The sequence below is a fragment of the Flavobacterium sp. 11 genome, from assembly GCF_002754315.1.
Classification (GTDB): Bacteria; Bacteroidota; Bacteroidia; order Flavobacteriales; family Flavobacteriaceae; genus Flavobacterium; species Flavobacterium algoritolerans.
On record NZ_PEFE01000001.1, the window covers coordinates 640421 to 653956 of the forward strand.

At 34.3% G+C, this 13536-nt stretch carries 15 protein-coding genes; 9 read left to right on the plus strand and 6 right to left on the minus strand.

Translation table 11 applies throughout. From position 1 onward, the window contains the following. Window positions 1–92 precede the first annotated feature (92 nt). From leuD to leuB, 3 genes are all read left to right on the plus strand, one after another. Window positions 93–689 (plus strand): 3-isopropylmalate dehydratase small subunit, encoded by a 597-nt coding sequence (leuD, locus tag CLV00_RS02825; RefSeq protein ID WP_099713719.1) that lies wholly within the window; start codon window positions 93–95, stop codon window positions 687–689. Between the two features lie 136 nt (window positions 690–825). Then, window positions 826–2352, plus strand: a complete 1527-nt coding sequence (locus tag CLV00_RS02830; RefSeq protein WP_099713720.1) for an alpha-isopropylmalate synthase regulatory domain-containing protein — start codon at window positions 826–828, stop codon at window positions 2350–2352. 33 nt (window positions 2353–2385) lie between these two features. Further along, window positions 2386–3447, plus strand: coding sequence for a 3-isopropylmalate dehydrogenase (gene leuB, locus CLV00_RS02835; protein ID WP_099713721.1), 1062 nt, complete (start codon window positions 2386–2388; stop codon window positions 3445–3447). Between the two features lie 158 nt (window positions 3448–3605). Here the strand turns inward: leuB and CLV00_RS02840 are convergent, their stop codons facing one another. Both CLV00_RS02840 and CLV00_RS02845 read right to left on the minus strand, forming a co-directional pair. Continuing rightward, complete coding sequence (locus CLV00_RS02840; RefSeq protein WP_099713722.1) at window positions 3606–3968, minus strand: RNA-binding protein; 363 nt, start codon at window positions 3966–3968, stop codon at window positions 3606–3608. A gap of 136 nt (window positions 3969–4104) precedes the next feature. Continuing rightward, the gene (locus CLV00_RS02845) at window positions 4105–4590 is read right to left on the minus strand and encodes a DUF6252 family protein (protein WP_099713723.1); all 486 of its coding nucleotides are present in this window, start codon (window positions 4588–4590) and stop codon (window positions 4105–4107) included. Window positions 4591–4790: 200 nt separating this feature from the next. Between CLV00_RS02845 and CLV00_RS02850 the strand changes: the two genes are divergently transcribed. From CLV00_RS02850 to CLV00_RS02860, 3 genes are all read left to right on the plus strand, one after another. Continuing rightward, window positions 4791–5351 (plus strand): 30S ribosomal protein S16, encoded by a 561-nt coding sequence (locus CLV00_RS02850; protein ID WP_099713724.1) that lies wholly within the window; start codon window positions 4791–4793, stop codon window positions 5349–5351. Between the two features lie 15 nt (window positions 5352–5366). Continuing rightward, window positions 5367–5891: a ribosome maturation factor RimM gene (gene rimM, locus CLV00_RS02855; RefSeq protein WP_099713725.1), complete on the plus strand. Its 525-nt coding sequence runs from the start codon at window positions 5367–5369 to the stop codon at window positions 5889–5891. Window positions 5892–6010: 119 nt separating this feature from the next. Beyond that, on the plus strand, window positions 6011–6718 hold the full coding sequence (locus tag CLV00_RS02860; protein WP_099713726.1) for a tRNA1(Val) (adenine(37)-N6)-methyltransferase: 708 nt from the start codon (window positions 6011–6013) through the stop codon (window positions 6716–6718). Window positions 6719–6821: 103 nt separating this feature from the next. On the opposite strand, the gene CLV00_RS02865 is transcribed toward CLV00_RS02860, so the two are convergent. Beyond that, window positions 6822–8120 carry a TlpA family protein disulfide reductase gene (locus tag CLV00_RS02865; protein ID WP_099713727.1) on the minus strand — a complete coding sequence of 433 codons (1299 nt, stop codon included), beginning with the start codon at window positions 8118–8120 and terminating at the stop codon, window positions 6822–6824. 394 nt (window positions 8121–8514) lie between these two features. On the opposite strand from CLV00_RS02865, the gene CLV00_RS02870 reads away from it, so the two are divergent. The 3 genes from CLV00_RS02870 to CLV00_RS02880 all read left to right on the plus strand — a co-directional run bounded on the left by CLV00_RS02870 (window position 8515) and on the right by CLV00_RS02880 (window position 11368). After that, window positions 8515–9693: an acyl-CoA dehydrogenase family protein gene (locus CLV00_RS02870; RefSeq protein ID WP_099713728.1), complete on the plus strand. Its 1179-nt coding sequence runs from the start codon at window positions 8515–8517 to the stop codon at window positions 9691–9693. 91 nt (window positions 9694–9784) lie between these two features. Further along, the gene (locus CLV00_RS02875) at window positions 9785–10567 is read left to right on the plus strand and encodes a DUF3050 domain-containing protein (protein WP_099713729.1); all 783 of its coding nucleotides are present in this window, start codon (window positions 9785–9787) and stop codon (window positions 10565–10567) included. Window positions 10568–10630: 63 nt separating this feature from the next. Further along, window positions 10631–11368, plus strand: a complete 738-nt coding sequence (locus CLV00_RS02880) for an SGNH/GDSL hydrolase family protein (protein WP_099713730.1) — start codon at window positions 10631–10633, stop codon at window positions 11366–11368. A 37-nt stretch (window positions 11369–11405) separates the two neighbouring features. On the opposite strand, the gene CLV00_RS02885 is transcribed toward CLV00_RS02880, so the two are convergent. From CLV00_RS02885 to CLV00_RS02895, 3 genes are all read right to left on the minus strand, one after another. Beyond that, window positions 11406–11723: a 2Fe-2S iron-sulfur cluster-binding protein gene (locus CLV00_RS02885; RefSeq protein WP_073205174.1), complete on the minus strand. Its 318-nt coding sequence runs from the start codon at window positions 11721–11723 to the stop codon at window positions 11406–11408. Between the two features lie 182 nt (window positions 11724–11905). After that, window positions 11906–12145: a NifU family protein gene (locus CLV00_RS02890; RefSeq protein WP_091172742.1), complete on the minus strand. Its 240-nt coding sequence runs from the start codon at window positions 12143–12145 to the stop codon at window positions 11906–11908. 68 nt (window positions 12146–12213) lie between these two features. Then, complete coding sequence (locus CLV00_RS02895; protein WP_099716208.1) at window positions 12214–13341, minus strand: Mrp/NBP35 family ATP-binding protein; 1128 nt, start codon at window positions 13339–13341, stop codon at window positions 12214–12216. Window positions 13342–13536: the final 195 nt, after the last annotated feature.

Genomic DNA, 13536 nt, shown 5'->3' on the forward strand with positions numbered 1-13536 from the left:
GAATATAAAATAATATTAGTTAGCGCTTAAGATTACATTTTCCTCACGGTAAATCAAAAATCAGAAATCGTTAATCAAAAATCAAAAATCAAATGGCATACGATAAATTTAATATCCTTACCAGTAGTGCAGTGCCACTACCAATAGAAAATGTGGATACCGATCAAATCATCCCAGCACGTTTCTTGAAAGCTACCAAACGTGAAGCTTTTGGAGACAACCTTTTTAGAGACTGGAGATACAACGGAGATGACACTCCAAAAGCAGATTTCGTATTGAATGATGCGACTTACAGCGGGAAAATATTAGTTGGCGGAAAAAACTTTGGTTCGGGTTCTTCAAGAGAGCACGCAGCTTGGGCAGTTTACGATTATGGATTTCGCGCTGTAGTTTCAAGTTTCTTTGCTGATATCTTCAAAGGAAACTGCTTAAACATTGGTGTTTTACCGGTACAAGTGAGTCCGGAATTTGCCGAAACAATCTTCAACGCTATTGAAGCTGATCCGAAAACAGAATTGGAAATCAATTTACAAGAACAAACTATTACTTTGTTAGCAACTGGCGCAAAAGAATCTTTTGACATCAATGGATACAAAAAGAATAATATGTTGAATGGTTTTGATGATATTGACTATTTACAAAACATCAAAGAAGAGATTGTTGGGTTTGCCAATACACTTCCTTACTAAAAACAAACAATAAAAAGCAGTTATCTTACGCTCAATAGTATTGTTAAGCCAGATAACTGCTTTTACCTTTTTATAAAACGCAACAGCAAGATTTCAAATCACTGAAGTCAAAACCACTTTTAGCATCAAATTTATAATGAAAAAAAGAAAAATTGAAATAATGGATACGACACTCCGTGACGGGGAACAAACCTCGGGAGTATCATTTTCTGCTGCAGAAAAACTAACCATTGCACAATTATTACTGGAAGAATTAAATATTGATAGAATCGAAATTGCTTCAGCACGCGTGAGCGAAGGAGAATTTCAGGGCGTAAAAGGAATTATGACTTGGGCTGATGAGAAAGAATATTCTAATAGAATAGAAGTTTTAACCTTTGTTGATGGCGGACTTTCAATAGATTGGATGAAAAAAACTGGAGCTAAAGTCCAGAATTTACTAACCAAAGGATCTCTTAACCATTTAACACATCAGTTAAAGAAAACACCTGAACAGCATTTTGCCGAAATTGCGCAAACAATAGCATTAGCTCAAGAAAATAATATTGAGACCAATGTATATTTAGAAGACTGGAGTAACGGAATGCGTAATTCACCTGAATATGTGTTTCAATATTTAGATTTTTTGACCAAACAACCCATCAAAAGAGTTTTATTACCAGACACTTTAGGCGTTTTAATCCCTTCTGAAACTTTTGAATTTATTTCGAAAATTATAACAAGATACCCTGAAACTCATTTTGATTTTCACGCACACAACGACTACGATTTAAGCATCGCAAATGTAATGGAAGCAGTAAAAGCGGGCATTCAAGGACTCCATGTAACCGTAAACGGAATGGGAGAACGTGCTGGAAATGCTCCTCTTGAAAGTACTGTTGCCGTAATTAATGACTTTTTACCGCAAATAGAAATCGGTGTAAAAGAATCTTCATTATACTCTGTGAGCAAATTAGTCGAGACTTTCACCGGATATAGAATTCCTGCCAACAAACCTATCGTTGGTGACAATGTATTTACGCAAACGGCAGGTATTCATGCTGATGGCGACAATAAAAACAATTTATATTTTAATGATTTACTTCCGGAACGTTTTGGAAGAAAACGAAAATACGCCTTAGGAAAAACATCCGGAAAAGCTAATATCGAAAAAAACCTTCAGGAATTAGGTTTAAAATTAAATCCCGAAGACTTAAAATTAGTTACACAACGCATCATTGAATTGGGTGATAAAAAAGAGACCGTTACCAAAGAAGATTTACCCTATATCATTTCTGATGTTTTAGACAGCCAAACCTATCAAGAAAAAGTTGTTGTTGAATCATATGTACTGTCACATGCAAAAGGACTTCGCCCTTCGACCACTTTATGTTTAAAAATAGACGGAGAAGTAATTGAAGAGCATGCACAAGGTGACGGACAATTTGATGCTTTCATGAATGCATTGGCAAAAATATATAAAAGCAAAAATTTAGAATTGCCAAAATTGATTGATTATGCAGTACGAATTCCACCAGGAAGTAGTTCTGATGCATTATGCGAAACCATAATTACCTGGACGAATAATGAAAAAGAATTCAAAACCAGAGGACTGGATTCAGACCAAACAGTTGCCGCAATAATAGCAACCCAAAAAATGTTGAATGTTGTTGCTGCCCAATAATAAATAGAAATACATTAATATAAAATAGACCTAATGAAATTTAACATAGCCCTTTTAGCCGGAGACGGAATTGGACCTGAAGTAATCAATGAAGCTGTAAAAGTTTCGGATGCTATTGCAAAAAAATTCAATCATGAAATCACTTGGACGCCAGCTCTTACAGGAGCTTGTGCTATTGATGCCGTTGGAGTTCCTTATCCTGACGAAACGCATGAAATTTGTATGAAAGCAGATGCTGTTTTGTTTGGAGCCATTGGACACCCAAAATACGACAATGACCCAAGTGCTCCTGTAAGACCAGAACAAGGTTTATTGTTAATGCGCAAAAAATTAGGCTTGTTTGCCAATGTGCGTCCAACATTTACATTCCCATCTTTGATTGACAATTCTCCGTTGAAAAGAGAACGTATCGAAGGAACTGATTTGGTTTTCTTGAGAGAACTTACCGGAGGAATTTATTTTGGAGAAAAAGGAAGAAGAGACGATGGCGAAACCGCTTTTGACAATTGCGTATACACAAGAGCAGAAGTACAACGTTTAGCTAAGAAAGGTTTTGAACTAGCGATGACACGTTCTAAAAAATTGTGTTGTGTGGACAAAGCCAATGTATTGGAAACTTCTCGTTTATGGAGAGAAACTGTACAAGCCATGGAAAAGGATTATCCTGAAGTAACTGTAAGTTATGAATTCGTTGATGCTGTTGCCATGCGTTTGGTACAATGGCCGAATTCGTATGACGTATTGATTACAGAAAACTTATTTGGTGATATTTTAACAGATGAAGCTTCGGTAATTTCTGGCTCTATGGGATTAATGCCGTCAGCATCAGTAGGAGAACATACATCGTTGTACGAACCTATTCATGGATCTTACCCACAAGCGACTGGTTTAAATATTGCAAATCCATTAGCGACAGTATTATCTGCAGCTATGATGTTTGAAGACGCTTTTGGATTAAAAGAAGAAGCAGAAGCGATCAGAGCTGTAGTTAACAGATCATTGGAACAAGGAATTGTAACAGAGGATTTAGCTTCTAAAGACTCAAAAGCATACAAAACAAGTGAAGTTGGTGACTGGTTGGTTGCTAACCTATAAATTCTTAAAGTTTATTTGTTTAAAAATTGAGTAATAGCTAAGATTACAACCTGAAAAACAACACTCATTTTAGCTTTTACTCAGCTTTAAACAGAATAATAAACAACAAAAAAGGTGTCAATAAAATTGACACCTTTTTTTATAGCTAGAAAAAAATATTAATATCCTCCTCTGTTTCCACCACCACGGTTATCTCCACCACGGCTGTTTCCACCACCATAACCACCGCGTGAATCTCCACCACGACTGTTATTGTTAAAACTTCTTCTTTCACCTTCTGGTTTAGGCTCAGATTTGTTTACTACAATTGCACGTCCTTGAACAGTAGCACCGTTCAATTCATCAATTGCTTTTTGAGCTTCGTCATCATTTGGCATCTCAACAAAACCAAATCCTTTACTTCTTCCAGTAAATTTATCAGTAATAATTTTAACTGAATCAACTGCTCCGTAAGCCTCGAAAGACTCTCTTAAATCTGCTTCCTCAATACTGAATGGAAGGCTTCCAACAAAAATATTCATATGTACTTATTTAAATAATAGAACAAATGTACTCTAATTTTTTTCTAATCTACTATATATTAGCTTATTTATGTTTTTATTTTAATTTCAAAAAAAGGAAATGCTTTAGTAGTTTTAGAAAACCAACTCCTCTATATTACTGAACAAGAGAACTAACTATAGGAACCTTATAAAAAACCCCATGTTGAAAATTCACAACCGGATTGGCTAACGAGTTGCTATTTGTATTTTTAGCATTAAACTTAAAAGTACCGGTAATCGTTTTATTTACGGCATCATATTGAGTTATCACAATTTGCCCTTCTCCAATTCCAAAGCCTGTAGAAAAAGTAACCAACCCATTTGTAGCATCAGTGACTGTATAAATCGCTTTTTTGGACTCACTGGTTCCTAAAAAATAAATTTGGGCCGCGGTAGAAGTAGTTTTTAAGGATAACGTTTCATTTGCAGTAAAGGATTCTATAAGCAAAGATCCATCAGCAGCTAATGTTGCTTTAGATTGTACTCCTCTCCAAAACACATTATCCTTCATGCCTTGAAGCGAAGGATTATTAAAAGTAACATCTTCTTCACAAGAAATTAAAGAAAAAAGCACGACAATAAACAAAAAATATTTTTTCATAAAATGCATCTTTTAGAGAAACAAAAGTATGACATTAGACCTTAAAAAAATAAAAATCCACTAAAAAATAAAAACATCGACATACCTAAAACATTACTGTTCATTAAAATACCAATCGAATTAGTATTTATCGATAAAAAATGTATCTTTGCACCCTTAATTAATCGAGGTCGAGTACCTCAAAATTTAATCACAAGATTATGTCAGTAAAAATTAGATTACAAAGACACGGTAAAAAAGGAAAACCTTTTTACTGGGTTGTAGCAGCAGATGCTCGCTCAAAAAGAGATGGTAAATACTTAGAAAAAATCGGTACTTACAATCCAAACACAAACCCAGCAACTATCGAGTTAAACCTTGATAGCGCAGTAAAATGGTTGCACAATGGTGCTCAACCAACTGATACTGCAAAAGCAATTCTTTCTTACAAAGGAGCTTTATTGAAACATCACCTTGATGGTGGTATCCGTAAAGGAGCTTTAACTCAAGAACAAGCTGATGCAAAATTAGCTACTTGGTTAGAAGCTAAATCTGGAAAAGTTGATGCTAAAAAAGAAGGTTTGACAAAAGCACAAGCTGATGTTAAAGCTAAAGCTTTCAAAGCAGAACAAGATGTTAATGCTAAACGTTTAGCTGCAGCTGCTCAAGCAGAAGCTGACGCTATCGCTGCTGCAACTCCAGCTGTTGAAGAAGAAGTTGCTGAAGTTGAAGCTGAAGAAGCTCCAGCTGCAGAAGAAAATAACGAAACAACTGAAGCATAATTTTAGAAGGCGAAGATGCGTAAAGAAGATTGTTTCTACTTAGGTAAAATCGCTAAAAAATTTAGTTTCAAAGGGGAAGTTCTTGCCTATTTAGACACAGACGAACCTGAGTTATACGAAAACTTGGAATCAGTGTTTGTTGAATGCAACAAACACTTGGTTCCTTTTTTTATTGAAAGCAGTTCACTGCACAAAAACGACTTCCTTAGAATTCGTTTTGAAGATATGAATACAGAAGAAGATGCCGATGCTGTCATAGGCAACGACTTATATCTTCCCTTAAATATGTTGCCAAAACTTACTGGCAATAAATTCTACTTCCATGAAGTAATTGGTTTTGAAGTTGAAGATAAACGCCTTGGCATTGTTGGAAAAATTGAATCCATAAATGACACTACTGCTCAGCCATTATTTGAAGTCTTAAACGGCGATGTAGAAATTCTTATTCCTATGATTGACCATTTTCTTGTAAAAATTGACAGGGAAAACAAAAAAGTTATCATGGATCTACCGGAAGGACTTATTGAAATGTATCTTTAGAAAAGTTAATTCGGTTATTTGTTTATTCGGTTAATCGAAAAAATCGTTACTCTAAAACCAAAGTATTCAGTTGCTAAAATCTGAAATCAAAAATCGTTAATCCTCAATCTGAAATCATCATGTTTTCATTCAAGCAATTCTCCATCCAACAAGACCGTTGCGCCATGAAAATTGGAACTGATGGTGTTTTACTTGGTGCTTGGACACCCATTGAAAACAATCCATTTAGTATTTTAGACATTGGAGCTGGAACAGGCGTAATCGCTTTAATGCTTGCGCAAAGAAGTAACGCGGAACAAATTGACGCTTTGGAAATCGACGAAGAAGCCTACGAACAATCCGTAGATAATTTTGAAAACTCTCCATGGAGTGATCGTTTATTTTGTTTTCATGCCGGTTTGGATGAATTTGTAGAAGAACCAGAAGACGAATACGACTTAATTGTTTCCAATCCTCCATTCTATACTGACGATTACAAATCTGAAAATGAACAACGCGATTTAGCACGTTTTGCAGATGCAATGCCTTTTGAAGATTTAATCGAAGCGGCCGCTTTACTACTTTCTGAAAACGGTGTTTTCTCCGTCATAATTCCCTTTAAAGAAGAAGAAAACTTCTTGGCTTTAGCCGCAGCATACGAATTATATCCTTTGAAAATCACTCGTGTAAAAGGAACTCCAACTACCGAAATCAAGCGCAGTTTATTGGCTTTTAGCCGAAATGAAAATGCCATCATTACTCCTGGTGAATTGATTATCGAAACTTCAAGACACCAATACACAACAGAATATATTCAACTGACAAAGGATTTTTATTTGAAAATGTAATGTACATTTTGAATTCAAATTCTTTTTTTCTTATCACAATTTCTTCCTTTTCCAAATATTAAAAAAGCGATATAAAGTTTTCAGGAATATTTTTTTAATTATACTACATATGTTTCTGTATCAATGTTTCAATTTCCGGACTTGATGGTCTTGGAGCATCAACACTGATGATTTTCCCATTTTTCCCAAACAACACAAAACGCGGAATAGTACCTACATTTATTTGTTTTAACAATTCGTCTTTATCTGATTTTACAAGTAGAAAACTATTCTCTATATTAAGAATATCATCGTATTCAGCCATTGCTTTTTGCCAAGCGGTGTTACTTTTATCAATTGACAGAAATACAAAACCTACATTTGGGTATTTTTGCATCAGCTTTTTTTCACTCGGAAATTCTTCGCGACAAGGCATACACCAGGATGCCCAAAAATCGACTAAAACTAATTTACCTAAATGCTTTTTTATAATATTTTGCAAAAATACGGGGGCTGCTTTTGGCTGTAAATCTTTGTTTATAGCATCTAGAAATGCTTGGTTTTTGCAATTTTCTCTAAATAAATCAACTGTTTTTTTAGTAACAACTATTTGTACTTCTCGATTATTTAAGGCACTATCAATATTAGAATACAGTAAGTAGTCTATAATTTTTTGATTTGAAAAGTTTTTAGATACAAATTCCATCTTAGTATATAAATCATTTTTCAAACCTAATTTATTCATTGATTTTACAACATAATTATCTAGTAGGACTTTATATTCCTCACTTTTTAACAACTCATCAGCTTCACTAAAACTTTTTTCTATTGCTGAAAAAGTTGACGGATTTATAACTTTGTTTTCTAATTCATTGTATTTAATCATACACCAATACATTAAAGTAAAATATTGATAAAACTCTTTTGAAACTTTGTCGTTTTTATAATTAATTTCTAATAATTCCTGCTCTTTACGATATTCATGATCAAAATATTTTGGCATATTTGACAATAGCCGAATTTGCTTGAGTCCATTATAATCTGAAATGTTTTCACTTTTTCCATATTTTTCGAAACACTCATTTATAAATTCAGATTCTGATTTTCGATATTTATTGAAATTACAATAATAACGTATTAATCCTTTCTCATTTATATCGAATTCTATGGTCTCATTTGGCGCTGCAAAAATTAACGTATTTCGAAAGACCTGATTGCACAGCAATACTGTGGGATAATCTATTTTCATTTTTAAAATCCTATTATTGCTATTAACAACCATAGGAGTCCTTAACATTTCTATTGACTGACAAGTTAATACAATATTATCCTCACTATCACCAATGTAATTAATAGTGATCTTTTGTGAAAACGAAAGCGTTGAAATTAAAAACAATACTATAATTTTTTTAATTGTAGTCATAGTAAATCATTTTTTACGTTAAGAAACTCTAATAAATTAAGCAGTAAGGCTGTTTTGATTGTAATTTATTTATTACAAAATCGAATATAGGAATATTTAAATCAAAACCCGTAAATAATCTCTATAACTCTTATGTATTATAAAGATTGGCAGTATAAATAGTTTATTTTAAAAAAATGTATCCTTTTTATTCTATTCCTGAAAACAGAAATCTTTCGAACTACAACAATTTCCTAAGAATTAATTCAACTGCGTCAAAAATAGTATTAGATTTAACAAGGCATTACTAAAAAAGAAACGATCTTTTTTAATAATTTTAAAAAAATATAACATTTGTTAATGCTTTTGTTATATTTCTTTATGTAAATTTGCATCACATAAAAATTACCTAACCATGAGACCAGACTTATTTCAAGCTCCAGATTACTATAACTTAGACGATTTACTAACAGAAGAACACAAATTAGTACGTGATTCAGCTCGTGCATGGGTAAAACGTGAAGTATCTCCTATTATAGAAGAATATGCTCAAAAAGCAGAATTTCCAAAACAAATCATTAAAGGTTTAGGTGAAATTGGTGGTTTTGGACCTTACATTCCGGAAGAATATGGTGGTGCAGGTTTAGACCAGATTTCATACGGTTTAATTATGCAAGAAATTGAACGCGGTGATTCTGGTGTTCGTTCCACTTCATCTGTACAATCTTCTTTAGTAATGTATCCAATTTGGAAATATGGGAATGAAGAACAACGCCAAAAATACTTGCCTAAGTTAGCAACGGGTGAATACATGGGATGTTTTGGATTAACGGAACCTAATTACGGTTCAGATCCAGGAAGCATGATTACCAACTTTAAAGACATGGGCGATCATTATCTATTGAATGGTGCCAAAATGTGGATTTCAAATGCACCATTTGCTGATATTGCAATTGTTTGGGCAAAAAATGAAGAAGGAAGGATTCACGGTTTAATCGTAGAACGTGGAATGGAAGGTTTTTCTACTCCAGAAACACACAACAAATGGTCTCTTCGTGCTTCATCAACCGGAGAGTTAATTTTTGATAATGTCAAAGTACCAAAAGAAAATTTATTGCCAAATAAATCTGGATTAGGAGCGCCACTTGGCTGTCTTGATTCAGCGCGTTACGGAATTGCCTGGGGCGCTATTGGTGCTGCTATGGACTGTTACGATACGGCACTACGTTACGCAAAAGAAAGAATCCAGTTTGACAAACCTATTGCAGGAACTCAATTACAACAAAAGAAATTAGCCGAAATGATTACTGAAATCACCAAAGCACAATTATTGACTTGGAGATTAGGTGTTTTAAGAAATGAAGGAAGAGCAACAACAGCTCAAATCTCAATGGCAAAAAGAAATAATGTGGATATGGCAATCCATATTGCTCGTGAAGCAAGACAAATGCTAGGCGGAATGGGAATTACAGGAGAGTATTCTATCATGCGACACATGATGAATCTTGAATCTGTGATTACTTATGAAGGAACCCATGACATTCATTTGTTAATTACCGGAATGGATATCACTGGAATTCCGGCTTTTAAATAGTAATAAACAACTATTAAAGTATTTATAAAATTGATAGAAAAAGCTTCTTGGAAACGAGAAGCTTTTTTATATTTACATAAAAATACCACTTATGAATATTGAAACAATCAACAATAGCATTCAGCCCCAAAAAGAACTATTGTTACAACATTCTTTATATAAAAAAGTAAAAACAATTGAGGACTTACAATGTTTTCTAGAAAATCACGTGTATGCAGTTTGGGATTTCATGTCTTTATTAAAAGCATTACAATCTAAATTAACGTGTACAACAACTCCTTGGTTCGCCACTGAAAATCCTGAAACCAGATATTTGATAAACGAAATAGTCCTTGCCGAAGAATCAGATTTGACAATTGACGGTCGTCGCCAAAGTCATTATGAAATGTATATTGAAGCGATGGAAGCCTGTGGAGCAAATACTTCTGGAATCGAACATTTTTTATCCGAAGTAAATTCGCTTAAAAACATATTTGTTGCCATCAAAAAAAGCAATTTACATCCTAACATTAAAGCCTTTTTAGACTTTACTTTCAGAGTTATTGACGAAGGGAAATCTCATGAAATTGCGGCTGCTTTTACCTTTGGAAGAGAAGATTTAATCCCAAGTATGTTTACCGCTATTTTGAAAAATTTTCAAGAAAATTTTCCGCAAACTGATTTGAGCAAACTCATTTATTATTTCGAAAGACATATCGAGTTAGATGCTGATGATCACGGTCCAATGGCAATGAAAATGATAACAGAACTTTGTGGAACGGATGCTCAAAAATGGTCTGATGTAGAAGAAATTTCCATTTTAGCCTTAGAGAAACGCATCGGACTTTGGGATGCTATCGAAGAAACAATTATGATGAATGTTGAATTGGCATAAAACCAATACTTTCAAATAAACGTAACTATTATTTAGAAATGAATTATATCAAATTTCAAAATAATGAAAAAACAATTCCAAGTAATAGTTGCGTTCTTTTCACTGCTTTTTATCGTGAGTTGCAGCACTGAAAGTCCAATTCCCGAAACAACTCCCACACCAGTAATTACAGCTCCACAAACACAGGCCAAATCCTATAATTATTTAGCTATTGGAGACAGTTACACCATTGGACAGAGTGTTTGTGAAACGTGCAGATTCCCCGCACAATTATCAAAAAGCTTAGGCAATTTAAATTCGAACAATACCTATTCTTTAAAAATTATTGCACAAACCGGTTGGACTACCACCAACTTAATTTCGGCTATAAATACTCAGAATCCAACTTCTAATTATGATTTAGTCACACTGCTTATAGGTGTAAACAATCAATATCAAAACAAGCCTTTTTCGTTATATGAAAAAGAATTTCCTGAATTAGTAAACAAGGCTATTGCTCTTGCAAAAGGGGATAAAACGAATGTAATTGTAGTTTCTATTCCAGATTATGCTTATACTCCTTTTAGTCAAGCATCAGGAAATCAAACAACAATTTCTACAGCAATAGATCAGTATAATACTTTTGCAAAAAAATACTGCGATGACAATACGATACTATTTATAAATATAACTGACATCACCAGACAAGGTTTGACCAATAAAAATCTAGTAGCTCAAGACGGATTACATCCTTCGGAATTAGCGTATTCTTTATTTGTAGAACGAATTTTACCAAAAGCGACTACTATTTTGCAAAACTAAAAAATGCATCTTGTTTTAGAAACGAGATGCATTTTTTTTAATTTTCCGGAGCCAGCTCCAGTTCTAATCCTTCGAGGCTTTCGGTGATTGGTATTTGACAGCCCAAACGACTGTTTGATTTTACGTAAAATGCTTCTGAAAGCATCGCTTCTTCATCATCGCCCATTTCCGGTAAAGGCACATCATTAAGAACATAACATTGACAAGAAGCACACATGGCCATTCCGCCACAAGTTCCTTCTACAGGAAGCTCATAAGCTTTACATAATTCCATGATGTTCATGGCCATATCCGTAGGAGCCTGTAATTCATGTACTACTCCTTCTCTATCTTTAATTTTTATTAATACATCCATTTTTTTAAATTTGGAATTGGTTTGTTAATCAATTGTATACTTTTGGAATGGGAATTGTTTGTGCGTGAGGGATAATAGCCAGCTACCGAAGTAGCGCGGATAGCCCGACGCTTTTAAGAAAAGAGGCAACTACCCATTATATCGAGTAGCCTTTTTTCTTAAAAGGGTCACGCCCAAAAATATTATAGAATATTTACAACAGTTTCTATTTGTGGTGCAAACTTTTTGATGGTGGTTTCCACGCCGGCTCTCAATGTCATTTGGTTTACACTGCAACTGGTGCATGCTCCTTCGAGACGTACTTTTACATGTTTGTCGTCTTCGATAGAAATCAGTGTGATATCACCGCCGTCAGAATTCAAAAAGGGTCTGATTTCTTCGAGTGCTTTTTGAACTTCTACTAATAATTCTTCTGTTGTCATTTTCTTTATTTAAAGATTGAAAGATTAGAAAATTGAAAGATTAAAAATCATTTCAACCATTCTAACTTCTATTTTTTTACTGCGGAACAACCGGCCATAGTTGTAATTTTAACAGCCTCAGTCGCAGGTAAACTTTCGTTTCTACTTACTACTTCCTGTACTACGTTTCTAGTGATTTCTTCGAAAACAGTTTCGATTACCGAACCTGTTTGCATCGCTGCCGGACGACCGTAATCTCCTGCTTCACGAATAGATTGCACAATTGGCACTTCGCCAAGGAATGGTACGCCTAAGTCTTCTGAAAGATTTCTGGCACCTTCTTTTCCAAAGATATAGTATTTATTTTCAGGTAATTCTTCCGGTGTGAAGTACGCCATGTTTTCAATAATTCCTAAAACAGGAACATTTATTGCTTCAGACATGAACATTGAAACTCCTTTTTTAGCATCGGCCAAAGCTACTGCTTGTGGAGTACTTACTATTACAACACCCGTAATTGGCAATGATTGCACGATTGAAAGGTGAATATCTCCTGTTCCCGGTGGCAAATCGACTAACATGAAATCCAGTTCTCCCCAGTCTGCATCAAATATCATTTGGTTCAACGCTTTAGAAGCCATTGGTCCTCTCCAAATTACCGCTTGACTTGGTGCCGTAAAAAATCCAATTGAAAGAATTTTCACTTCATAACTTTCAACCGGTTTCATTTTTGATTTCCCATCAACTGTTACAGAGATTGGTTTTTCATTTTCTACGTCAAACATGATTGGCATGGATGGCCCGTAAATATCGGCATCCAGAATTCCTACCGAAAAACCCATTTTTGCTAATGATACCGCTAAATTTGCAGTAACTGTAGATTTTCCTACTCCACCTTTACCAGACGCAACTCCGATAATATTTTTTATTCCTGGAATTGATTTTCCTTTGATTTCTGGTTTGTCCGGAACCTCAACTTTACTATTGATTTTGATTTTTGCCTCCGGAGATACTAATTCAAGAATTGTTTTTTTGATATCGTCTTCTGCACGTTTTTTAATGTGCATCGCCGGCGTGTGCAATACTAAATCCACTACAACCTCATCCCCAAAAGTAATCACATTTGCTATTGCACCACTTTCAACCATATTTTTCCCTTCTCCAGCTATAGTAATCGTTTCTAAAGCTTTAAGAATATCTTTTCTATCTAATTTCATTTTTAGTTTACTGTTTTCTATTGGCATTTTAGCGCCAGAATATTATCTTTATTTAAACTGATTTCAGATTACAAAGATACTATGAAAAGTTCTTATTATAAAGAATTTGTATTGCATTTATTGATGAAGAAATTGAGGGCGATTATTCGAGAAAATATCGCTTTTGGACCACAACAAACCTGATGTATTCACTCT